We start from the raw sequence: 22,780 nt of genomic DNA on the forward strand, positions 1-22,780 counted from the left end.
TCCGGGGCTTTTCGCAGCGGAGCGAAACACGTCAATGTTATTCCATTTTGCTAGGGTGCGCTAATGCAACAGCGTCACTAAGAAACTACGCGCTATTTGAGTGAAAAGCACTAACCAAAAGACCACGCGCCGCTCTATCAGCGCCAGGTTGGTAGGGGAGCGCGCTAGGCTAAGTTTTCGTGGACGAGAGCACCGAAACCATTGAAGTACGCGAAGCCGGTGGAACCGCGCGCTTGGGCAAGGCAGTGACGGTTGCTGTTTTAATCGCCGTCGCGCTGCTGCTAATCGGTGGAGTGCTTATTTACTCGGCGCTGCAGGAACAGGCCGGTACACGCTTGCATACCGTCTACCTCATTGCCGCGCTCATGCCCTTAGGCGGGGCGCTGTGCGCGATGCTGGCGGTGGTAGCTTCCGCGCGCCGCCGAGCCCGTGCGCTGCTGCGCATCGGCGAGGAAATTTCCTTGCCTTTCCAACGGGTTAGCTTTTCGGCCGCTGAGCTAGAGCGCATGCAGTTCTATTCGCTCGAGCCGGGCCAAAATTTCCTGGCCCTGATTCCGCGTGGGGTACGCGTTTCTACCTTGGACGAAGCGCAGCAGTATTCGGTGCGATTGCCGGAGCAGGCGAACCTGGGACCGCGGGAGCTTGAGGGAAAACTCCGGGAACGGTTCCCCGAGGTCCCCATTGACCACCTAGGCCACGTAAGGGCCGAAGGCTAGCTCGGGGTGCCGGCTACGCGTGCCGGATCGAGCTGCCAGCCCTGTGCGAGCAGTTGCATATTCTTGATGACTTCCTCGTGCGAGCTGGACTGCAAGGAAACCATCAGCTCATCGGCCTTAGCGTGCTTCTGGAAGGTCTCGAGGTAGTTTGCCACCTCATCGGCGGTGCCCACGGCGGAGTACTTCAGCATGTCTAGGATCTGCTGGCCCTGGTAAGAGCCGATAATCTGCTCCACCTGCTCATCGGTGAGGTGCTTGCCGCGGCCGGCGAAGGCCTTGACGCGGTTGAAACACACGCGCTCGTATTCCTCCTGCGCCTGTTGGGTGGTCTCGGCGGCGGTGACGTTGACTCCGGCGATGAGGTAGGGCTTGCTGAAGCGCTCGGAAGGCTGGAAGTTCTCGCGGTAGTAGGTGGTAGCCTGCTCGAGGTGCTGCGGGGCAAAGTGAGAAGCAAAGGCATAAGGCAGGCCGAGCTTGGCGGCTAGCGAGGCGCCGAACATGGACGAGCCCAAAATATAGATCGGCACGTTGGTATTGGCACCTGGAACGGCGCTGACCCCCGGGATATAAGACTTGCCCTCGAGATAGGAGTTGAGCTCTTTGACGTCTTCGGGGAAGCGTTCGGCAGAGTGGGCGTCGCGGCGCAGGGCGCGGCCCAGGGTATTCATATCCGTGCCGGGTGCGCGGCCTACGCCTAAGTCGATGCGCTTGGGATACATCTCCTCCAAAGTGCCGAATTGCTCGGCGATGACATAAGGGGAGTGGTTAGGCAGCATCACTCCGCCGGAACCCAAGCGAATGCGCTCGGTCTTCGCACCAATGTGGGCGATGAGCACGGCCGGAGAAGAAGACATGATGGACTTCATATTGTGGTGCTCGGTGTACCACATGCGAGAATAGCCCAGCTTTTCTGCTTCCTGTGCCAACTGCACGGAGCGGGCGATGGATTGTGCTGGGGTCTCGCCCTCATAAATGGTGCAGAAGTCCAAGACGGAAAGATGCGCGCGTTCGGTCACGGGGAGAGCCTTCCTTTTGCTTTCGGTAAATCCTGTCTAAGTTCTCTTCTTCCAACGGTACGCGCCGCCTGACTATTCCGGGCGGGGCTATACCGCATCGCCGCAGGGGCCTGTTGACATAAAAATCCCCTCCGCCTCGGCACCGTGGTGAGGTGTGGAGTGGGAGGGGGAGGTAGGAAGGAGAGACTAAGCCTCAGCGAGGGCGTCGGCCTCCGCCGGCTCTGTTGCCGGTGGGTTGGCGGCCTCGTGCTTCTCGCCTGCCTTGGTGGCGATATCGACAACGAGGCCGATGACTGCCGCGATGGCGGTAGGGACGATCCAGCCGAGGTCTACGGACTGGCCAGGAGCCAAGCTCAAGAGGGGATCGAGTGCGTCGGTTCCCCAGCCCTGATCTGCGATAACGGACAAGGCCGACCACAGCACCGATACCCACAGTGCCAAACGGTAGGTCCAATAAAAGACCACGGACTTTTTCACCACTGGTTGGATCAGGGTGAGGAAGATAAGGGAAATAGCTGGTGGATACAGGAAAGTAATGAAGGGCACTGCAATGGACAGCACCGTCTCCAGCCCCTGGAAGGCGAAGAGAATGGACAGTGCGGTAAAGAGGCAGGCCCAGACGTGGTACTTCACCTTAGGCACAAGCATTTCGAAGAAGGCGGAGGTGGAGGTGATAAGGCCCACCGCGGTGGTCATGCAGGCCAGGATGACGATGGCGGAGAAGACGACCTGGCCGATGGTGCCCATGGTGAGATTTGCGGCGTCGGCAAGCAGGGGCGCTCCTGACTCATAGGACTGGCCATTGGGAATGGTTTGGCCTACCCACGCCAAGCCCAGATAGATAGCGGCCAGCAAAGCGCCAGCAACCAGAGCGGCAGTAATGGTGCCGTTAACCAGGGACTTCTTGGTCTTAAAACCCTTGGAACGCAAAGCGCCGACAATGACGATGGAAAAGGCCAGACCCGCAATGGCATCCATCGTGTTATAGCCCTCAAAAAGGCCGGTGACCATGGGGGAAGAAGTATAGTCCGCAGTAGGTGCTTGGGGATCGCGGGGATTGTTGAAAGCTGCCAAGGCGATGAGGACAACCAACAACGCCACCAAAGCCGGGGTGAGGAACTTACCCAAGGTATCGATAATGGAATTTGGCTTCCAAGACAGTGCTAGGGCGATAAGGAAAAAGACCACATTGAAGATGCCATTGGCCATGGTTCCCTCCCAGCCCAGCAGCGGGGTGATGGCGGTTTCCATGGAAACGGCGCCGGTGCGCGGCAGGGCGTAGAAGGCGCCGATGGCAAGGTAGGCCATTACAGAAAAGACGAGGCCGAAAAGCGCGCCACCGTTGGAGCTCAGGTCGCGCACGGAGCGGCCCGAAATGGAGACGGCAACAATGGCTAGGACCGGAAGGAGCACGCCGGCGGCGAGGAAGCCGAGGACGGCGGGCCAAAAATTGGTGCCGGCCGAAACTCCCACCATGGGTGGGAAGATGAGGTTGCCGGCGCCGAAGAACATCGAAAACAGCATCAACGACGCAATTACGATGGTGGCGACGGGCTTTGCAGTGCTTGACGCGACTGGGGTAGCCATGGTGGCTCCTTAATTTTCCATGTACAGCTAGAATGTGAGGAAGCTTTCCTTATTCCGCCGAGGGGTGATGGCGGGGTGGGGTGCGTCTCCGCGGTCCGAGGTGGCGGGTCACGCCTGTTCGTGTAATGAGACATTACCGCCCACATGGTGAGAAATCAAAGTGTGGGGGTGACGCAGAATACATGGTTGACCCAGCCGGGCCGACCTAATCGAGTGCGGCGAAGGCACGCTCCATGCGGTCGAGTGCCTCCTCCAAAATCTCGCGCGAGGTAGAGAAATTCAACCGCGCATGGCCCGGACCGCCGGTGCCAAAGGTATCGCCCTCATTGAGCGCGACCTTCGCATTCTCCCGCAACCACTTGGCCGGCTGCGGATTGCCGCCGATAGCGGTATCAGCAAAATCCAACCACAGCAGGTAGGTGGCCTCCGGCTTGCTGGTCTTTAAACCACGGATGCGCTGCGGCAGCTCCTCCACCAACCAATCGCGGGTCTGCCGCAGGTACGCTATTTCTTCATCGAGGAAGTCGCCGCACTCGCGGTAGGCAGTCTCCGCAGCAAGCACGCCCAAGGTGCCCGTGCCATCCTTGGCCACCCCAGTAAGGTCATTCCACGTGTGTACATCGGACGTATTGGAGAAAATAATCTGCGCGCACTTTAGCCCGGCAGTATTAAAAGCCTTGGAGGTAGCGGTTACCGTGATGGTGCGCTCGGCAGCCGCCGCGCTCAGCGACGCCACCGGGATATGCCGCCCCTCATAGACCAGTGGGGCATGGATTTCATCGGCCAGGATGCGCGCATCATATTTTTCCGCCAGTTCTACCAAGCCGGTGAGGTAGTCCTCGTCCAAGACACGGCCGAGCGGGTTATAAGGGTTGGCTAGCAAAATAGAGCCAGCGCCCTGCTGGAAGGCGCGCTCAATATCATCGAGCTCCAAGCTGGTCTCGATCTTTTCGCGGCCAGCGGTGCGCGGCAGCTCCAGCAGCGGAGGGTAGGAAGGCACTGGCACGATGACCGGGGAACCTTCGCGGGTAAAGTACTGCACTCCTAGCAAAAGACCCCGCACTACATCCCCAATCCAGAAAATATGCTCCGGGATAGGGCGCCAGCCATAGCGTGTGTCATAGAAATTAGCCACAGCCTCGCGCAGTCCTGAGGCCTTGGGTGCTGGGGTATAGCCGAAGGTTTCCCTATCCACCATCTCTTCCAACGCCTTCTTGATAGCGGGCGCGGTGGGGAAGTCGGACTCCGCAATCCACAGTGGCAACACATCTTCTTCGAAGACGGTCCACTTGCGGGTTCCGCGGGCTTGCAATTCTTCTAGGCTAGGAAACTCCATGGCTACAACCTTAACGCGAAGCCCGCGGCCACCCCAGCGCATTTATGCGCTTTTATTCAACTGGCTTATCTTCCCGCGACGGTGCAGGCTCCTAGACATCTGCCTCCTCTTCCTCCTCGGATTCGGAGGCGTGGCCGGAGACAAAGCCATATTTTTTCAACCTGCGGCGGTCTGCGGCCGAGGTGGATTGAGTGAGTTTGAGCAGTTCGGCATAAATGCCACCGGATTGAGCCAGCTCGGCCGGCGAGCCCATCTCATCGATGCGGCCGCGGTCCAAGGTGATGATGGTATCGACGTCCGCAATGGTGGACAACCGGTGGGCAATAATAAGCGTGGTCCGGTCCTTCATCAGCTCATCCAAACCGGCCTGCACGGCGCGCTCGGACTTGGTATCAAGCGCCGAGGTGGCCTCGTCCAATACCAAAATGGGGGCGTCTTTAAGCATGGCGCGGGCAACGGAGACGCGCTGCTTTTGTCCACCGGAAAGCTTAAGGCCGCGCTCACCAATAACGGTGTCATAGCCATCCGGGAAGGCCCGGATAAACTCATGGGCATTGGCGCGCTTGGCGACGTCCACGATTTCTTCCTCCGTGGCACCCGGCTTGCCGTAGGCGATATTTTCGCGAATGGTGCCGGAGAAAAGATAAGACTCCTGGAAGACTACGCCCACCGAGGCGCGCAGGCGCGAGGCAGTGAGATCGTCTACCCGGTGGCCTAGCACATCGAGGTGCCCCGCTGAGGGGTGGTAAAGGCCCAAAAGCAGGTTCACCAAGGTCGATTTGCCGCCGCCGGACTCGCCCACGAGTGCTACCTTATGGCCCTCAGCGGCCGCGAAGGAAATATCCTCCACCACGGGCTTGCCCTCCTCATAGGCGAAGGAAACGTGCTGAAAGGAAAACACCGGCGCGCCGGGTGTGGGCTCGAGCGGGCGAACCGGCGTGAGATCCAGCTGCGGGGTATGCGAACCGGTGGTGGCGGCCACCAGTTCGCGCGGGGCGGTGGGCTCGAGCTCTTCTTCCATTACCTTGAAGTAGTCCTTCGAACCGGCTATTGCGCGCTGGGCGGTATCGACAATCCAGCTCATCATAAAGACCGGCTGCTTCGCACTGGAGACCATCTGCAGCAACATGACCATATCGCCCAAGGAAAAATGCCCCTCCAGCGTGCGCCAGAAGATAACGCCGTAGATACCTAGGAAGATAAACGCCATGGCCAGACCGCGGAAGGTATCCATCATGTGCCACCAGCGCGATTGCGGCTTAGTGGTATCCACCACGGTGCGGTAGCGCGTAGCAAAGTGGAAAAGCTCGCGGGTCTCGCTCACAAAGGACTTGGCCACCTTGACCTGGCCTATGACCTCCGCAAAGCGGCCATTAGCCTGGTCAATATTCTCATTTTTAATGGCCTCAAATTTCTGCCAGCGCTTCGAGGTCAGCGCGGTAAGCCACATATATACCGGGAAGAGGAGAGCCAGCAGGATGGCCAGCGGCCAGTAGAACCACGCGGTAATGGCTAATACCGCGAGGGTTTGAATGATCATCGTGAAGAAGTTATTGGCAAAGGACTGCACGAACTGCGTGATATTGGCAATCGAGCGATCCAGCCGGGCGATGATCGTGCCGGTGACCTGGTTATCGTAATAGCCCTGCGGGAGCGCGAGCAGCTTGGCAAAGTAGCGGGTAGACAAAATCTCGCGCAGGCGCGAGACCATGACATCGCCGATGTAGCCACCAATATTGCGGAAGAGGGCATTGGCGGCGTCGGCAAGAAAAAGCGCCACAGCCAATAACAACACGGTGCGCAGCGCATCGCCGGCCGGGGCGTCCGTCTGCAGCGCCTCTACGATCGTATCGGTAGCGTGGCGCGTCAAAAAGGGCGATATCAGTGCTAGGACTGCGGTGACCGTGGCAGCTAGTAGCACGCCCAAGTAATAGGGCCACAGGGCAGAAGCACTGCGAGTAATGCGCAAGATGGAATTCATAAAACCACACTCAATTCAAAAAGGCGGGTAGTGCGCGATTTTAAGGGAGGAGAGATTTAAGCGACTGCCTAGTATGCCACATGCGGGGTTCACGGGAGTAAATGCCTAAGTTCCGGAAAGATTAGGCTAAGGTACTTGTGCAGAAATACAACAATCTTCGCGTGCAAAGGATCCATCCACGGTGAAAAAATCTCACATACTCGGCGCAGGCGTGGTCAGCGCTCTCGCCGTGACCCTGACCGGATGTAGTGTTCTCCAGCCGGAAGAAACAGGGCTCGGGGACAATATCACCGTCTCCAGCTCCGAAGAAGCCCCGTACGAGGCCAAGGACACCGATGACAAAGAGGTCACTTCTAACCTTGCCGAGCCGGTAAAGGATAAGGGCTTGGGCGTGAGCTGGGAACTGCAGGGAGTGTATTCCGATAACAATTCCGGCGGCTCCGTAGTGACCATCCTGCTGAAGAATGAAAACGACGTTCCCTTGCCGGTCGACGCCTTTGAAGATCCCACCCTCGAACGCGCCGACGGCAATGGTGGCTGGGCCAAGATTAATTCCTTGCCCTATGACGAGCAGTCTGCCCCGGATGTGGAGCCACCAGGACTCGACCACCCGTTGGGAGCGGGTGCCTCGGTGAATCTGCAATACCGCTACGACGTCACTCCTGGCAACCTGTGGAATGCGCGCCTCCACGTAGGCAACGTGACCTGGGTAGGAGACCTTAATCTATGACGGAACTTGTAGTCTTGGCCTCTGCCGCGGGCGAACCCATCGGCACCGCTCCCAAGGCCGAAGTTCATACCTCCGATACCCCGCTGCACTTTGCCTTCTCCGCCTGGCTAACCTGCGGCGGCAAAGTGCTAGTCACGCGCCGCGCGCTGAGCAAACTCACCTGGCCTGGCGTGTGGACCAATGCTTTTTGCGGCCACCCCGCTCCCGGCGAGGAGAATACGGCTGCAGTACTGCGCCGCGCCTCCTTTGAGCTAGGCATCGCGCCTTCAGATCTATCCGCCCCGCGGCTTATCCTGCCGGATTTTTCTTATCGCGCGGTGGATTCTTCAGGCACGGTAGAAAACGAAATCTGCCCGGTATTTACCGTCGAGCTTGCCCCCGATGCGCAGTGGGAGCCCAATCCCGAGGAAGTAGATTCCTACCAGTGGGTCGAGCCGGCCCGGCTTTTTGCTGCCGCCGATGCCATGCCTGGCGTCTTTAGCCCGTGGATGATTGATGAGCTAGCGGACGAAAAGCTGCGTGCTGCGCTGTAATTACAGCTCCTCGTCGTTATAAAAGGCCGCGGCCACATAGTCCAAGGTGGCATAGGCTAGGCGACGCTCGCCCGTATCGAGGTCAAATTCCAGCACCTGGTGGTCATCGCCATATCTGGGGAATCCGGGCTCACCCGTGGTGGCAAAATGGCGTAGCCACTCGTTGAGCTCTTCGGCGGGGGCGTTGTTTTCCCCTTCGCTACCATTGCCGCCAAAAAGTGGGCCGAGCTCGGCGCAGTGCACTGCGGGGGCATTAGTGCGGGTAAATTCCATCATCCACGTAGGTCCTGGAGCATACTCGGCTACCTGGGCGGTCCAACGTCGCACTGCGGCATCACCGATAAGCCGGCCCATCGGCCGCTGCGGATCCACATAATGCGCCAGTTGCCGCCACTGCTTGAAGCGCCCCTGCGAAATCCCAAACTTGGGCGAAAGATAGCTGGTAATAAAGCCCGCCAGGGCCATCTTGTCAATGCGCTGGGCTGTGGGCATGTCATAGAACTCATCGCGGGTAGATGTCACCACGATAGGGATATCCGCCAGTTCTTCGGCCCGCAGTGGCGCGGGGCCCAACGCGACATCGAAGCGATATTTCTTGCGGAATTTGGCATACCCTTTGGCCAGCGATTCTGGGTCCATTTTTTCTAAAGCCTGGCGCGTGACCGGCACACCTAGAGCCTTGCGCAGGTCGGTGACGCGGTGCTCGAAGCGGTCGCGTGGGAATGCCGGCGAGAGCGCCAGCACGCGGCGGAAACCGCCCCGGAAGTGATCGCGGCGTGCGAGCCACAAGCTTATCGCCGCCCCAGCGGATTGGCCTACCAAGGTGATATTGGTTTTATCGCCACCAAAGGCCTCGATATTGTGCTGCAGCCACTCCAAAGCTAGGAGGCAGTCATCGATGGCGCGGTAGCGGTCCGCCTCATCGCCGTCAAAGCGCACGAAACCAGCCAACCCCACCCGATAACCGACGTTGACTTGGATTACACCGTGACGGGCATTCTTTGTCCCCGAAAGCCGCGGATCCTCGTGCGATCCGTGCTCGTAGCGCCCGCCGTGAACATAGACCACCACAGGGCAGTCGTTGGCATCGGCAGGAGTGGTAATGGACAAAGCAATATCTTCTGGGTGCGGCTCGCGGGCATCCTGATCGACGCTGCGATCATATGGCTCGGCAGGAGAGTAGGGGCTGGGGATGTTGCAATAGCGCACCGAATGGAAATAGTGCAGGCCATCTCGGCGCACGCCGGTGATCCGGCCGGAAGCGGTGGCGACGGTAACAGGAATCTGGGCGCTCGACATGTCAGCCAGACTACCGCGAGCAAGTAGGATAAGTAGCCATGGAGTGGTTGACGAGCTTGGGCAGCACGCTATCGCAATTGTTGGTGCAGGCGCCCGTGTGGATTCAAATGGTCATCGTGGTGGCCATCGCCGTGCCGCTCATGGTGGTCGTAGCGTGGTGCCTGATGTGGGTGGTCGACTACATAGCCAACCGAGGCAAACGCATGATTTCCCAGCAACGCAGCCACAGCACTAAAATAGACCACCATGGCTGAGGAAAATAACGAGCGCGCACGGCAAGAGCGCGCCGAGCTGCGCGCTAACCCCCGCGAGGGCCTTTGGGACCCCGAAGCCAAGCGCGCCGGCCAGTCTTCTACCTCGGCGGCCACGCCTGGTGCACAGCCCGTTAAACGCAAGCGCGCTCTGCCCAAATCCCGTGTCACGCTCACGTTGTGGACGATGATCGCGCTGGTGATAGTCGTCGCACTGATCGGCCTGTGGACCTAAACCTGCTCCACCCCGCACCAGCGCCTAGGCCCGGCGTTAGGCCTTCCGCTTTATGCTTTCCGGCTGGTGGCCTCTAAGCGCTGGAAGAATTCCAGACTAGGAAGATCCTCAATGAGCAGGGGAGCGCCGTTGGTATCACATAGCGGCACGCACCAATTGGGATAAAGATCGTGCGTGGTACCCGGCTGATTTTGTGCGCGCACATCACCCACCATGTCCACCAAGCTGGTGCACGCAAGAGCCGAAGGTGTACCTACGATATAGCGATGCAGCGCTTCGCTTATATCCTCCTCCGCGCCGCGAGAAGCGCGCTCTGCCGGATCTACGAGGTAATCGCGCTGTGGCAAGAGGCCACGGTCCGCCACGGTTGCGAGTACGCGGGCCTGCCACTCGATGTCATCGCGCTGCTCTTCTTCCACCGAGCGGGTAAGCACGCCTAGGTGCGCGCGTAGCGAAATATGATCGCCGCGCAGGTAGGCCAAGGTGGGCGGCAGATCATGCGTATTGACTGAGGACAGCGCCAGCTGGCGGTATTTCTCCTGCGGCAGCGGGGAGTAGTCATCATCGTCGCGTTCAAACCACACGATGGACGTACCCAGCACCGCCTTCTGAGCGAGCACATCTTGTACCCACGGCTCTACGGTGCCGAGGTCTTCACCAATGACCACGGCACCAGCGCGTTGCGCCTCCAGAGCCAAGATGCCCACCATGGCCTCAAAATCATAAGAGACATACGTGCCCGTCAGCGGGCTGGCCATGCGCGGGATCCAGTACAGGCGGAAAAGCCCTAAGATGTGGTCCACACGCACACCGCCGGCATGGCGCAGCACGGTGGAGAGCATCTCCCTCCACGGGGCGTAGCCGGCGGTGGCCAAGCGCTGCGGGTGCCACGGCGGCTGCGACCAATCCTGGCCTTGCTGGTTATAGTCATCCGGCGGGGCACCCACCGAGCACTGCGGTGCCAAGTATTCGGTGAGATTTACCGCATCGGCGCCACCTGGGTGCACGCCCACCGCCAGGTCAGTGACCAGGCCCAGGCGCATGCCGGCATCGAGCGCACGCTGCTGCGCGGCGGCTAGCTGCTCATCGCAGAGGAACTGCAACCAGGAATAAAAACGCGTGAGCTTGTCCATATCCAAGCCCTCGGCATGGCGCTGGCCCGATTGCGCCGCGGCATCGCGCTGCGCGCACCAGGCAGCGAAATCGCGCAGCCCGCGGCCCTCTTCGCGGGCATAGCTTACGAAAGCCTCTTCGCGCTCCGGAGTGGGCTGGTAATTAAAAAGCTCGCGCAGCACCTGCAGCTTGGCTTCAAAAATGGTGTCGCGCTCAATTTCATCTGCGCTGCGGTTGCGCTGGCGAAACTCTTCGGCCAGTTCGCGCACATCATCTTGTAAGTCCTCCGGCAACAGCTTGAGCTCCGGGATGGATTCGATGTGCAGGTAGAGCGGGTTGATAAAACGCCGCGTGGTGGGAAGATAGGGAGAATCCTCAATCGGCGGTAGCGGCTCGGCTGCATGCAGCGGGTTGACCAGCAAAAAATCCGCATGCGGGGCGAGTGTTTCAGCCAGCTGCCCCAAATCCTGGAAATCACCTATTCCCCAAGAAGACTCCGAGCGCACCGAATAAAGCTGCGCCATCACGCCGCTAATCGGGTGCTCGACAAACTCATCGGCCGTGGTGAGGTGCGCCGGGGTGATAATCAGCGAGCAGGCATGCTTGCCGATGCCCTCTGACTCCAGCACCAGCTCGTGGTAGCCCAGCGGCAGATCGCCAGGGATATGGAAGCTGGCCTCGCCCCATAGCGTGCCATCGACGTCTGCGTCTGGGGCGTCGTTGCGATCTTGGTAGACCTCGCGGGTGCCGCCTTCTTCCAATTCGATGTGTACGTTGGCGGTGTCGCCGGCATGTACATGCACAACGAACCCGCGCTCCTGACCCTGGGGTGCGACGACGCAGTGGGGAAGGGGCTGGGAGGAGCGGGTGAGGTAGTCGTCGTAAAGCAGCTGCGTCAGGGCTGCATCGTCTGGGTTATCTTCGATGGCCACGCCCAAGGCGCGCAGGGTATAGGTAATAGTGTCTTCAGCAACGTGGACGGGGAAACCAGACTGGGAGGCATAGCTGGTGGCCACGCCGTGGCGCTGAGCGAGTTCTTCAAGCAAGTCGCGGGTAGTCACAGGCCACATTGTGCCACGGGGACAACGCGCCTGCTGGGAAACAGATTGGTACAGTAGGCGGAGATTAATAAATAGCTGTTCGAAAGGACACCGCGTGACCCTGCAAGAAGTGCATACCCCGGCGCAATTTACTATCGAGCCGGGCGAAACCTGCCTGACCGCCCTGATGGACACCGCGAAGAAGCGTCCGCACGGCGTCATGTTTACCCGCCCAGCAAATTACGAGTGGGTCAATGTAACGGGCAAAGAATTCATCGATGAGGTCTTTGAAGTAGCCCAAGGGCTTATCGCCCTTGGCGTGCAGCAGGGGGACCGCGTCGCTCTCATCTCTGCTACCCGCTATGAGTGGTCCCTTTTGGATTTTGCCATCTGGGCCGCGGGAGCCGCCTCCGTGCCGGTCTACCCATCTTCCTCCGCCTCCCAGGTGCGTTGGATTATTGAGGACTCCGGCGCAGTGCTGGCCATTACAGAAACCCGCGAGCACTCCGAACTGGTAGAAAACCTGGTTTTGCAAGAAGATGGCGAGCCCAACCTCAAGGGCTCTCCTTCGCAGCTGCGCCGCGTATTGGAAATCAACTCCTCTGCCATTGACACCCTCAAGTTCGAGGGCCGCGGCGTGGCCGCGGAGGAGGTCTACGCCCGCATCAAGGCCACTTCCACCGATGACCTGGCCTCCCTGGTTTATACCTCGGGTACCACCGGCCGCCCCAAGGGCTGCATCCTCACCCACCGCAATTGGCTGGCCCAGACCCGCGGCCTGTGCACCAATCCCATTGGTATCTTTGCCGTCCCGGGCAGCCATACCTTGACCTTCCTGCCACTGGCGCACGTCTTTGCCCGCGCGGTATCCATTGCGGTGGCCATGCGCGGTGCCTCCCAGAACCACTGGTCGGACTTTTCCACCATTTCCATCGAGTTCGCCCGCTCCCGCCCGAACGTCATTTTGGGTGTGCCGCGCGTCTTTGAAAAGGTGCGCAATTCTGCCGCTGCTAAGGCCGCCGATTCTGCCATCAAGACCCTGCTCTTTGAGCAGTCCGAAAAGGTCGCCATCGAATACTCCAAGGCTTTGGACAAGCCGGAGGGGCCAGATCGCCTGCTGAAGGCCAAGCACAAGGTCTTTGACAAGCTGGTCTATTCCACCATCCGTAAGGGCGTGGGCGGCAACGTGAACTACTGCATTACCGGCGGCTCCGCCATGGGCCACGACCTGCTGCACTGGTACCGCGGCATCGGTATCCCGGTCTATGAGGGCTACGGCCTCACCGAGGTTGCCGCCGCGGCCGCGGTGGACTTTGTGGACCAGTCCATCGGCGCCGTCGGCCCGCCCATGGGCGGCGTAACCTTCCGCATTAACGATGAAGGCGAAATCTGCATCAAGGGCGATATCGTCTTCCACGGTTACTGGAATAACCCGGAGGCAACGGCCGAAGCCCTCGAGGATGGTTGGTACAACACCGGTGACTTGGGTGAGATTGATGAGGACGGCAAGCTCGTTATCACCGGCCGCAAGAAGGATCTGATTGTTACGGCCGGCGGCAAGAATGTTTCGCCCGGCCCGATGGAGGATATCCTGCGCGGCCACCCGCTTATCTCCCAGGCCATGGTGGTAGGCGATGGTAAGCCCTTCGTGGGAGTGCTGCTGACGCTGGATCCGGATATTTTGAAGCGTTGGAAGCTGGACCACAATATTCCGGAAAATCGCTCTATGCGAGAGCTGGCCACCGATCCCACCCTGCGCGCGGAGCTGCAGGATGCCATCAACCAGGTCAATGCCACCGTCTCCCACGCGGAGGGCATCAAGAAGTTCTACATCCTTGAGTCTGACCTTACTGAGGAAGAAAATGAGCTGACCCCCACCATGAAGGTCAAGCGCAACGTGGTAGCGCAGCGTTATGCTGCGGCCATTGAGCATTTGTACAAGCGCTAGTCTGCGCGATGGGTACACCCGAGGACATGTCCTCGGGTGTTTCTTTTTGCCCTGCTTGGCGACGCCCCTTGTGCAGCTCAACCCGCCGCCCTCTGCTCTGGGCGGTCGAACCTGCCATAAACCTGTGAATGGCTTCGGAGTGTCGCGCGCCCGTGGCGGCGGATCTCGCATAGAGTCGTGAAGCGTTACAGCAAACCTCAACCTCTACTAGAGGTTAGAAATGGGACCGTGGAAGGAGTGGCTCGAAGCCAATGCACAAAATCGCCGCCGAGCTGCGCCACCGCGAGCTTACGCAAGAGATTTATAATATCGGCGACGAAGTCGCAGAATATCTCGAGCACCTCATTGAAGCCATCGAGGATTGGGACGAAGAGCTGTGCATGGATTGCCTGGCCGAGCTAGGCGATATCGTCGAAGATGCTCGCGTTGACTCCGGCCGCTGCGTGGGCGAGCTGATGGGCCTGCGCCAAGCTTTGGTTTCCGGCGTGCGCTCCGGCACGATTTCCGCCGCTTCTTCCGGTGTGAACGACGTGGAAGAGCCGGAACAACTCACCCCGCGCCTGCTGGATGAACGATTCCCCATCTCCAAGCCCATCGTGGTGCACGAGCTGGCCCAGTCCCTGCGTTACCGTACCCAGGCCGTGGCGGATTACCTGCGCGAGGTAGTCGAGTACGTGCTTGCGCAAACCGACGCCGTGGCCCGCAACCTCGACATGGTCTCCCTGCCGCACCTGTACAAGCGCACCGGCGAGTCTGCTCTCATTGCAGTCCAAGCGTGGAAGCACACGGTGCTTGATACCCACCCCGCCTATGTGCGCACGATGCGAGGGCATAACCCGCCGCAGTTCTTGGAGGAGCGTGCCCGCGTAGCGGCGGTGGTGGAAAAGGTTCGCGCTAAGCGTGAAGCGGCTCGCCGGGCTACTACTGCATAAATTATTGAGGCTTCCTTGTTTTAGACAAGGGGATGTTCACGGCCACCGAGATTCCCTCTCTCGGTGGCCGTTGAAGTTTCCAGTGGATTTATGCGTGGATTTCCGGAGGGATCTGCCCCAATTCGGGTAGAAATTTAGGAGAATTTTAGGTTAACAGCCGTTTCAGATAGTCCACGTTATGCCTGTTCAGCTGATTAGATCCTGTAGCCAGCGATGTTGTTGCCAGGTCACCCTTAAAATTTAAGTAGAAAATACTCTTAGAGCGCTGTAGGGTATTTTCCGTCCACGCGAACGCCGTGCCCTAGCATCATCTACACGCGGCGCGCGCAATTAAATTCTTCAACCATATCTACAGGGAGTCAAACCATGGGCGCACGCCGAACTTCTCGCCTCATTGCCAGCGCAGTGGCCGTAGCCACCTTCTCTTCCATTACCGTTGTTCCTACCGCCGTCGCTGCCGAGGACACTACCTTCGTCGAAGAAAAGACCACCGACGATACCGTAAGCCTCAATGGCATCGAATTCGATGAAGAAGGCAACCTGCTCGAGGAAAACAACGCCGGTGATAAGGCGATGAAAGAACTCGACGCGGAAGACGATGCCGCCGATTCCATCACCCCATATGCTGTAGATGGTGCTGAGGAAGCCACCGAGACTCCGGCCCCCGAGAAGCCTGCAAAGCCGACCTCTCTTGATGAGCTCGCACAGACCGAGGCCTCCAATGACGACGTGAACGTCAAGGTGGTTAAAGACGAAAAGAAGGACCAGCTGGTCTGTGAGGTGACTGATGCCCCTGAAAAGGAAGGCAACCTGCTCGACCTCAAGCTTGCCCTAGCTAAGGCGTTCTACGATGGCGGCGAGAAGATTATCAAGACCGTCTGGGAAATCATTCCGGTAGTCGGTGACCTGGTTCCGGCCGATTTCATCGATAAGATTTCCGGGAAGACCTGGGATGGCATTGCCAAGCTGGTCAAGGAAGGCGAGAAGGACAAGACCGTTACCTGGGACCTTTCCCGTGCCCAGGGCATGGCCATCGGACGTATCGATAATGCCGATGCCGATGTTGATATGAATAACCCGGATGCCGCAAAGAAGACCGTATCCGGCCTGCTCAAGTTCGCAGACGGTACCTTTGGCAAGGGAACCAAGGTTATCTTGAAGCTCTTTAATGCAGCCGTTACCATCGCTGGCTTGGTTCCAGGTGCGAACGTCGCTGGCGACCTGAAGCTGAGCAAGGATCAGCAGAAGAGCATCGAAGACTCCCTGAACAATATCTCTACGGCGGCCTCCGACCTGGCAGCCGTCAACGCTCCGGCCGGCCAGCTGTGCTCCGATATGCTCAACGGCAAGAAGACCAAGGATCAGCCTGCTGAGGTCGATCCTTCCGAGGAACCTTCCTCCGAGGAAACCACTCCTGAGGAGTCCACCGAGCCTTCTACCAGCGAGGCTGTCGTTGTTCCCGGCAAGGATGGCCAGGATGGCGTAGATGGCCAGGACGGCCGCGACGGCCGCGACGGTCGCGACGGTCGCGATGGTAAGGACGGCGAGAACGGCCGCGACGGTCGCGATGGCCAGGACGGCGAGAACGGCCGCGACGGTCGCGATGGCAAGGACGGCCGCGACGGTGAAGATGGCCAGGACGGCAAGGACGGCCGCGACGGTCGCGACGGCCGTGACGGACGCGATGGTCGCGACGGTATCAACGGCAAGGATGGCAAGGACGCGGACCTATCTTCCGTGGCCGGCTTCTCCTTCCTTGCAGCCCTGGTAGGTGGCGGCACGGTACTGGGCATTCTGTCTGCCGTTGACTACCTCTACACCCATGGCATGCTGCCGAAGAACAGCGTCCCATGGCGCATCAACCAGTAAGACCATTCTCTTAGGTCTTTAGCTGGAATCGGTAAAGCCTCCACGAGCATGTTCTCGGGGAGGCTCTTTCGATTTGTAGTCACTGTTGCGTCGCATCCCGAGAAATATTCTCACACCCTCCCTTCGCGCTCACCGGCGCGGCAGATTTCGTCGCGAAAGTGCTGCCGGTGAGCGCGAATGGCAGGGGAGGGAAAGATAGGGGAGAGGAAGTCAGATGTGGCGGCAGGTAGAAACCGCGGACTTAAGCGGAACGGGCGGCCTTCTGCCCAGCGGAGACGGTGGCGGTAAGGTCGGACAGAAAACGGTCGGGGTGGTCGACGAGCTGTCTCGGGGAATAACAAAGGACGGTGAATCCCGCCTTTCGTAGGAGCTGGTGACGCTCGCGTAGGTGGGGCAGCGCCTTCGCAGAGACGATGTCAACGAGATAGGCGTTGTTGATACACAGAGCGGTCGTGATGTCGGGAAGAGCTTTGAACTGTGCTTTGAAGAAAATAGGCCACGGGAAATCAGCCTCAATGATAAGGGCGCGGGCAAAGGACTCATATGGAGAACGGGAAAGCTCAGAGGCATGGTGGATCACAGCGCGGACGATGCGGCTATTGCGTACTCTTCCCATGCGGGCGAATTCTTGAGTGAGTTCTTCCCGGCTTACTCCGGCGCGTAGTGCCGAGTCGGCGGCGATGAGGCCATCGCGAAAGCCGTGGTAGCGGGCGATATCGATAACCGCGCGGGCTTTGGAAACACAGCGGGCGCCGTCCACGAGGACAGGTTCAGGCAGGGAAGCCTTGCGGTAGATGCGCTCGGGGTGGCGGCGGTCTTTGTGGGGGAGCGTATTGGTGGGAAGTGCCATCTCAATCTGTTCCTCGGCCGTGGCGATGACCCACAGGCCATGTACTCGGGCGGCGGATTTGGAGATGAGTACTGCGGTATAGGCACTGCGAGCGGCGGCAATGGCGCGCAGGCGCAGTTGGGACGGGAAATCGAGGCAATGATAGTGATCGCGCCGGACAGCGATGCGCGGTGCGAGCTTAAGGTAGGTGCCGTTTTTCAGGTCGGTCCAAAAGGTGGGGTGGTTAGCGCGGATGGAATCGATATTGGTCAGTGGTGTTGTCATGCCTTTAAGCAAAGGACACGCTTCTGGCCTGCGCGAGGAAGTAACGGCCGGGCTTGTGGATAACGAGGAGGCTGAGATGGTCAAGTGCTCAAAGTGGCTGCTGGGGTAAGCAGGGGCGAACTTGTCCACAAGGTGGAGAGGCTGCACTTGCGCGAGGGCGGGAAATAGGAAAGGCCGCGCCGGCAAAAAAGGGGCGGGCGCGGGCGGGGACGAGCGGGACTTAGACGGCCGGGGGAGGGGTGACCTTGTCTAGCTGCTCGGTAATCTGCGGCCACAGCTGGCCCATGATGTCATCCCAGGTAAGGATCCACACGGCATTGTCCTTATCGGCCTTACCCACCATGACGAGCTGCTCGTTGCGGGCCCGCATATGGTCCAAGGTCTTTTGCACGGTAGTAGAAGAAGACACGGACAGGGCAGGGCGGGAGAACTCGAGGACCGGGGTCTCCGGAGCTGCCAGCAAGGTATCGCGCACGTGGACTACGCGGGGAACGCGGGAGTCCTTAGGAAAGACCAGTACGCGCATGATGTTCTTGCGCACGACGAGGTCCTGGAGATCGTCCACGGTGGCGTCGGAAGGCAGGGGCACTACCTCGGAGCCATGGGCGCGGGCCATGGCGCCAACGGTGGAGTTTTCCAACTCGATGACATCGGAAATCTGGTTGGCGGAGTCATCATCCAATGCGCCGGTTTCGCGGGAATGCTCGACCAAGGTACGCAGGGTCTCGGCGTCGTAGCCGGCTGCACCGGCACGATCGACGGGCTCTTCGCCAGCTATGGCCACGAGCTTATTGGCCATGACATTGATCCATTTCAGCAGCGGGCGGAAGATCCACACGAAGCCGCGCGCGGGTACCGCGATGACCTGCAGTGCGGTTTCTGGGTGGGCGATCGCCCAAGATTTCGGCGCCATCTCACCCAGCACTAAGTGAAGGAAGGTGACGATGAAGAGGGCGAGGATAAAGCTAGCGACATCGGCAATGCCCAGTGGTAGGCCTGCAGCTTCGAGCGGGGCCATGAGCAAGTGGTGGACCCACGGTTTGGTCACGGCACCCAGCACGAAGGTAGCGGCGGTAATGCCCAGCTGCGCGCCGGCAAGCATGATGGTCAGTTCATTGAGCGAGCGCAGGCCGGCCCGGGCAGTACGGGAATTTTCCGCATACTCTTCCAAACGGTGACGGCGAGCGCCCATCAAGGAGAACTCGATAATCACAAAGAAGCCGGAAGCGGCGATGATAAGTAGGGTAACGAGGAGGTTAAACCACCAAGATTCGGTCATTATGCATCCTCCTTCTCGTCGTCATCATCGGACTGGTCGGGGTAATCCTCCACCAGCTCGATGGCAAGGACGGAGGGCACGTGGCGGTCCACCTCTTGCACGCGCAGGCGGATAGAGCGCACGGGCGCCTCATCGTGGTCCACCCAATCATCGGGCTCGGCCTCGAGCTGAATGGCGTGTTCCTCACCGACCTCTGGCAACGCGCCGGAGTGGGCGATGACGAGGCCAGCGACGGTTTCGAAGTCGCCCTCAGGCAGGTCGTGGCCGATGGCCCGCTCGATTTCATCAATGGGCGTATCGCCATCTACCACCCAGTGGGAATCGTCCTGCTCCGTGATTTCCTCGGTTTCTTCGATATCGTGCTCATCGGTGACATCACCCAAGATTTCCTCGGCCAAGTCCTCCATGGTCACGATGCCCACAAAGCCACCGTATTCATCGATAACACAGGCCATCTTCTGGTCGCTATCGCGCAGCTCCTCTACCACATCCGGCAGCGGCATCAGCTCAGGAACCACGACGGGTTCCTGCATGATGCTGGTGGCCTTGGTGGCGGCGGGAAGGTCGCTTCCCAGGACGTCGATAAGATGCACCACGCCCACCGGGTTATGTTCGTCATCGATGACGGGGTAGCGGGTGTGATCGGACGACATCATCTCGCGAACCTCACCAAGGGTGGTGTCCGGGTCAATGACGTCCACGCGGGAGCGCGGGATCATGGCATGCTCTACGTCGTGCTCAGGGAAATCCAGCAGGCGGTCGAGCACCATATAAGTATTCTCATCCAGATCGCCGGCCTCATGGGAGGAATCCACGATGGATTCCAAGTCATCGGCGGTGGCGGAGGAGTCCACGTCTTCTACCGGTTCAATGCCAAAAACCTTGAGGATGGCATTGGAAGAGTACTCAAAGAAGTGGATGAGCCAGCCGAATAGCCGCAGGTAAAGCTGCGTGGAGGAGGCCAGCCAGCGCGCCGTCTTCATAGGGGCGGCGATGGTGTAGTTCTTGGGGAAAAGCTCCGCGAAGAGCATGGTTGCAATCGTGGAGATGAAAAGCGCCAGGATGGTGCCCACGGTAATAGACACTGCGCTCGGTACACCAACACCGCCGAGCAGGACGCCCAGTCCTTGGCCCACGAGCGGCTCGGCCACATAACCGATGAGCAGGCCGGTAATAGTAATGCCGAGCTGCGCGCCGGAGAGCATGAAGGAGGTCTGCTGGGTAATAGCCAGCGCGCGCTGCGCCGTCTTATCCCCCTCAGCAGCCTGGGACCGCAGCTGTGTGCGGTCCACGGACATAAAAGAAAATTCCTGGGCCACGAAGTATGCATTCGCGACGATGATGAGGCCGATGACTACAAATCCGGCCAGGATCATCAAAATAGCCGATAACATGATTTACTCCCCACCGCCTAGAAGGAGGTAGGGACATCGACTGGGAGGTTCCACTGAGGGTGCCTTTCTACTTGGGAAGATGCAAACATACTACATGCTTAACCCCCCTTTCGGCCATTTTGTTCCCGCCCTATTAGGGTTTTATCCATGACTGAACCCTTCGGGCTGTATATCCACGTTCCTTTCTGCGCCACTCGTTGCGGGTATTGCGATTTCAACACCTATACCCCAGGAGAGCTCGGCAGCCCGCGCGATCTCACCGGGCCTTACCTGGATGCCTTGGACCGCGAGCTGGAGTTGGCGGCCGCGCGCGTAGGCCGCCCGGCCGAGACCGTCTTCATTGGCGGCGGCACGCCTTCTTTGCTGGGCGGGCAGGGGCTGACCCGGATCCTCAACACCGTCCGCTCCACCTTCGGCTTGGCGCCCGGAGCGGAGGTCACCACCGAATCCAACCCGGAGTCCACCTCACCGGAGTATTTCGCCCAGCTTGCCGACGCCGGCTATACCCGCATCAGCCTCGGCATGCAGTCCGCTTCCCCCGGCGTTCTCCAAGTCCTAGAACGCGCCCATACCCCTGGACGCGCCTTCGCCGCCGCTCGCGAGGCTCGCGCCGCCGGCTTCGAGCACGTCAACCTGGACATGATTTATGGCACGCCCACCGAAACGGATGACAATGTGCGCGAAACACTAGACCGCGTGCTGGAGACCGGCGTGGACCACGTCAGCGCTTACTCGCTCATCGTCGAAGACGGCACCCGCATGGCTCGTAAGGTCAACAAAGGCATCTTGCCCGCCCCTGATGAGGACGTGCTGGCCCGGCGCTACGAGATGATTTCTTCCACCCTCGAAGCGGAAGGATTTGAGTGGTACGAGGTCTCCAATTGGTCCAAGCCTGGTGGCGAGTGCGAGCACAACCGCATCTACTGGGTAGATGGCAATTGGTGGGGCGCAGGCCCCGGCGCCCACTCGCACTTAGGCAACGAGCGTTTCTTTAACGTCAAGCACCCCTCGCGCTATATCGACGCCCTTGGCCGCGGTGAGCTGCCCATTAAGGAAACCGAAGCGCTCACTGAGGCCGACCGCCACATGGAAAAGGTTATGCTTGGCCTGCGCCTGCGCGAAGGTATCCCGGAGGCTTGGATCGATACCCATGCCACTCCCGCCCTCGAGCGCTTCATAGGCCGCGGCCTGCTCGAGCGCGCCGGCGAACGCGTACGCATCACTAAGCCCGGCCGCTTGCTGGCCGATGGCATCATCACCGATCTCCTCGTCGCTGAAGAAACCTAATCTTCGTCCCGTCTACACTCGAAAGCACGTGAAAGAGCCAAGCGAATAGGAGCGACATAGTGTCTACCTCAACCGATGCCCGCCGCAAGGAAGTCCTGCGCGCCATCGTGGCGGACTATATTGCCTCCCAAGAACCGGTCGGTTCTAAAACGCTGCTGGAGCGCTACCAGTTAGGTGTTTCTTCGGCCACGATCCGCAATGATATGGCCGTGCTGGAATCCCAGGGCCTTATCGCCCAACAGCACGCCAGCTCCGGCCGCGTGCCCACCCAGCAGGGCTACCGCCATTTTGTCGACTCCCTCCATGAGGTCAAGCCGCTTTCGACCCCGGAGCGCCGCGCGATGCTCAGTTTTTTGGAAGGCGGCGTGGACTTGGAAGACGTGCTGCGTCGCTCGGTGCAGCTATTGGCGCAGGTGACAAAGCAGGCGGCCGTCGTCCAGCTGCCCAACCTTAAGGTCTCGCGCGTAAAGCACTGCGAGGTTGTGGCGCTGTCCCCAGTGCGCCTGCTGCTGGTGCTTATTACCGATAACGGCCGCGTGGACCAGCGCAACGTGGAGCTCGATGAAATCATTGACCAGGATCAGACCTTCCGCCTGCGTGACATCGTCAATAGTGCGCTGGTAGGCAAGACGCTTAGCGACGCCTCCGTGGAACTTGCCCACCTCGTCGACGAGGCTCCCTTGGATATCCGCCACCATGTGCTCAAGGTGGCCACCACGCTCATCGAGACCCTAGTGGAGCAGCCCTCCGACCGGCTGATTATGGCCGGTGCCTCCAACCTGACGCGCGTGGCCCGCGAGTTCCCAGAAGGTTTACCCAAGATTATTGAGGCGTTGGAAGAACAGGTCGTCGTCCTCAAGCTGCTTGCCCGTGTGCCGGATCTAGGCAACGTCTCCGTGGTCATCGGCGAGGAAAACGAAGAAGACCAGTTGCGCCAAGCCTCCGTTGTGGCCACGGGCTATGGTCTCGGCACCGGCGATGAGGTGGCCACGCTCGGCGGCCTTGGCGTGGTGGGGCCTACCTTTATGGATTACTCGGGAACAATCTCTAAGGTCTCTGCCGTTGCACGGTATGTGAGCGAAATTTTGGCCGGCGAGCAGTGCGAGTAAACTAGCTGGTC

General features: G+C 59.7%; 19 protein-coding genes. 10 read left to right on the top strand and 9 right to left on the bottom strand.

Going from position 1 to position 22,780, the window contains the following annotated elements:
• Positions 1-179: 179 nt before the first annotated feature.
• Positions 180-716: a hypothetical protein gene (locus tag WMP97_RS02665; protein WP_340439733.1), complete on the top strand. Its 537-nt coding sequence runs from the start codon at positions 180-182 to the stop codon at positions 714-716.
• Here the strand turns inward: WMP97_RS02665 and WMP97_RS02670 are convergent.
• The 4 genes from WMP97_RS02670 to WMP97_RS02685 all read right to left on the bottom strand — a co-directional run bounded on the left by WMP97_RS02670 (position 713) and on the right by WMP97_RS02685 (position 6,636).
• On the bottom strand, positions 713-1,732 hold the full coding sequence (locus WMP97_RS02670; protein WP_200288764.1) for an LLM class flavin-dependent oxidoreductase: 1,020 nt from the start codon (positions 1,730-1,732) through the stop codon (positions 713-715). The two genes, WMP97_RS02665 and WMP97_RS02670, sit on opposite strands and share 4 nt — an antisense overlap.
• Before the next feature lie 186 nt (positions 1,733-1,918).
• A complete protein-coding gene (gene brnQ / locus WMP97_RS02675; RefSeq protein WP_200288765.1) occupies positions 1,919-3,319 on the bottom strand; it encodes a branched-chain amino acid transport system II carrier protein in 1,401 nt (466 codons plus the stop codon).
• 205 nt (positions 3,320-3,524) lie between these two features.
• Positions 3,525-4,655 (bottom strand): MalY/PatB family protein, encoded by a 1,131-nt coding sequence (locus tag WMP97_RS02680; protein ID WP_239207884.1) that lies wholly within the window; start codon positions 4,653-4,655, stop codon positions 3,525-3,527.
• Between the two features lie 91 nt (positions 4,656-4,746).
• A complete protein-coding gene (locus WMP97_RS02685) occupies positions 4,747-6,636 on the bottom strand; it encodes an ABC transporter ATP-binding protein (RefSeq protein WP_239207883.1) in 1,890 nt (629 codons plus the stop codon).
• 181 nt (positions 6,637-6,817) lie between these two features.
• Here WMP97_RS02685 and WMP97_RS02690 point away from each other — a divergent pair, with 181 nt between their 5' ends.
• Both WMP97_RS02690 and idi read left to right on the top strand, forming a co-directional pair.
• A complete protein-coding gene (locus tag WMP97_RS02690) occupies positions 6,818-7,366 on the top strand; it encodes a hypothetical protein (RefSeq protein WP_239205090.1) in 549 nt (182 codons plus the stop codon).
• Positions 7,363-7,899: an isopentenyl-diphosphate Delta-isomerase gene (gene idi / locus WMP97_RS02695; RefSeq protein ID WP_239205092.1), complete on the top strand. Its 537-nt coding sequence runs from the start codon at positions 7,363-7,365 to the stop codon at positions 7,897-7,899. Before WMP97_RS02690 ends, idi begins: the two co-directional genes overlap by 4 nt.
• Here the strand turns inward: idi and WMP97_RS02700 are convergent, their stop codons facing one another.
• Positions 7,900-9,198, bottom strand: coding sequence for a carboxylesterase family protein (locus tag WMP97_RS02700; RefSeq protein ID WP_239207882.1), 1,299 nt, complete (start codon positions 9,196-9,198; stop codon positions 7,900-7,902).
• A gap of 38 nt (positions 9,199-9,236) precedes the next feature.
• On the opposite strand from WMP97_RS02700, the gene WMP97_RS02705 reads away from it, so the two are divergent.
• Together WMP97_RS02705 and WMP97_RS02710 are read left to right on the top strand one after the other, a co-directional pair.
• Positions 9,237-9,452, top strand: coding sequence for a hypothetical protein (locus WMP97_RS02705; RefSeq protein WP_200288770.1), 216 nt, complete (start codon positions 9,237-9,239; stop codon positions 9,450-9,452).
• Positions 9,445-9,684, top strand: coding sequence for a hypothetical protein (locus tag WMP97_RS02710; RefSeq protein WP_086588323.1), 240 nt, complete (start codon positions 9,445-9,447; stop codon positions 9,682-9,684). The genes WMP97_RS02705 and WMP97_RS02710 overlap by 8 nt, the downstream gene beginning before the upstream one ends.
• Positions 9,685-9,734: 50 nt before the next feature.
• On the opposite strand, the gene malQ is transcribed toward WMP97_RS02710, so the two are convergent.
• On the bottom strand, positions 9,735-11,858 hold the full coding sequence (gene malQ, locus WMP97_RS02715; protein ID WP_239207881.1) for a 4-alpha-glucanotransferase: 2,124 nt from the start codon (positions 11,856-11,858) through the stop codon (positions 9,735-9,737).
• Positions 11,859-11,952: 94 nt separating this feature from the next.
• Here malQ and WMP97_RS02720 point away from each other — a divergent pair, with 94 nt between their 5' ends.
• The 3 genes from WMP97_RS02720 to WMP97_RS02730 all read left to right on the top strand — a co-directional run bounded on the left by WMP97_RS02720 (position 11,953) and on the right by WMP97_RS02730 (position 16,586).
• A complete protein-coding gene (locus tag WMP97_RS02720) occupies positions 11,953-13,785 on the top strand; it encodes an AMP-dependent synthetase/ligase (protein ID WP_340439734.1) in 1,833 nt (610 codons plus the stop codon).
• A gap of 251 nt (positions 13,786-14,036) precedes the next feature.
• Positions 14,037-14,717 (top strand): hypothetical protein, encoded by a 681-nt coding sequence (locus tag WMP97_RS02725; RefSeq protein WP_086588326.1) that lies wholly within the window; start codon positions 14,037-14,039, stop codon positions 14,715-14,717.
• A 366-nt stretch (positions 14,718-15,083) separates the two neighbouring features.
• Positions 15,084-16,586: a hypothetical protein gene (locus WMP97_RS02730; protein WP_200288773.1), complete on the top strand. Its 1,503-nt coding sequence runs from the start codon at positions 15,084-15,086 to the stop codon at positions 16,584-16,586.
• 241 nt (positions 16,587-16,827) lie between these two features.
• On the opposite strand, the gene WMP97_RS02735 is transcribed toward WMP97_RS02730, so the two are convergent.
• The 3 genes from WMP97_RS02735 to WMP97_RS02745 form a co-directional block, all read right to left on the bottom strand.
• Complete coding sequence (locus WMP97_RS02735) at positions 16,828-17,700, bottom strand: hypothetical protein (protein ID WP_200288774.1); 873 nt, start codon at positions 17,698-17,700, stop codon at positions 16,828-16,830.
• Positions 17,701-17,920: 220 nt separating this feature from the next.
• Complete coding sequence (locus WMP97_RS02740) at positions 17,921-18,979, bottom strand: CNNM domain-containing protein (RefSeq protein WP_284798752.1); 1,059 nt, start codon at positions 18,977-18,979, stop codon at positions 17,921-17,923.
• A complete protein-coding gene (locus WMP97_RS02745; RefSeq protein ID WP_239207877.1) occupies positions 18,979-20,373 on the bottom strand; it encodes a hemolysin family protein in 1,395 nt (464 codons plus the stop codon). Before WMP97_RS02745 ends, WMP97_RS02740 begins: the two co-directional genes overlap by 1 nt.
• Before the next feature lie 147 nt (positions 20,374-20,520).
• Between WMP97_RS02745 and hemW the strand changes: the two genes are divergently transcribed.
• Both hemW and hrcA read left to right on the top strand, forming a co-directional pair.
• On the top strand, positions 20,521-21,660 hold the full coding sequence (hemW, locus tag WMP97_RS02750) for a radical SAM family heme chaperone HemW (protein ID WP_200288777.1): 1,140 nt from the start codon (positions 20,521-20,523) through the stop codon (positions 21,658-21,660).
• A 59-nt stretch (positions 21,661-21,719) separates the two neighbouring features.
• Positions 21,720-22,769: a heat-inducible transcriptional repressor HrcA gene (hrcA, locus tag WMP97_RS02755; RefSeq protein ID WP_200288778.1), complete on the top strand. Its 1,050-nt coding sequence runs from the start codon at positions 21,720-21,722 to the stop codon at positions 22,767-22,769.
• Positions 22,770-22,780 lie beyond the last annotated feature (11 nt).

Origin of the sequence: Corynebacterium sp. KPL4072 (genome assembly GCF_037908395.1) — a bacterium.
Taxonomy (GTDB): domain Bacteria; phylum Actinomycetota; class Actinomycetes; order Mycobacteriales; family Mycobacteriaceae; genus Corynebacterium; species Corynebacterium kefirresidentii.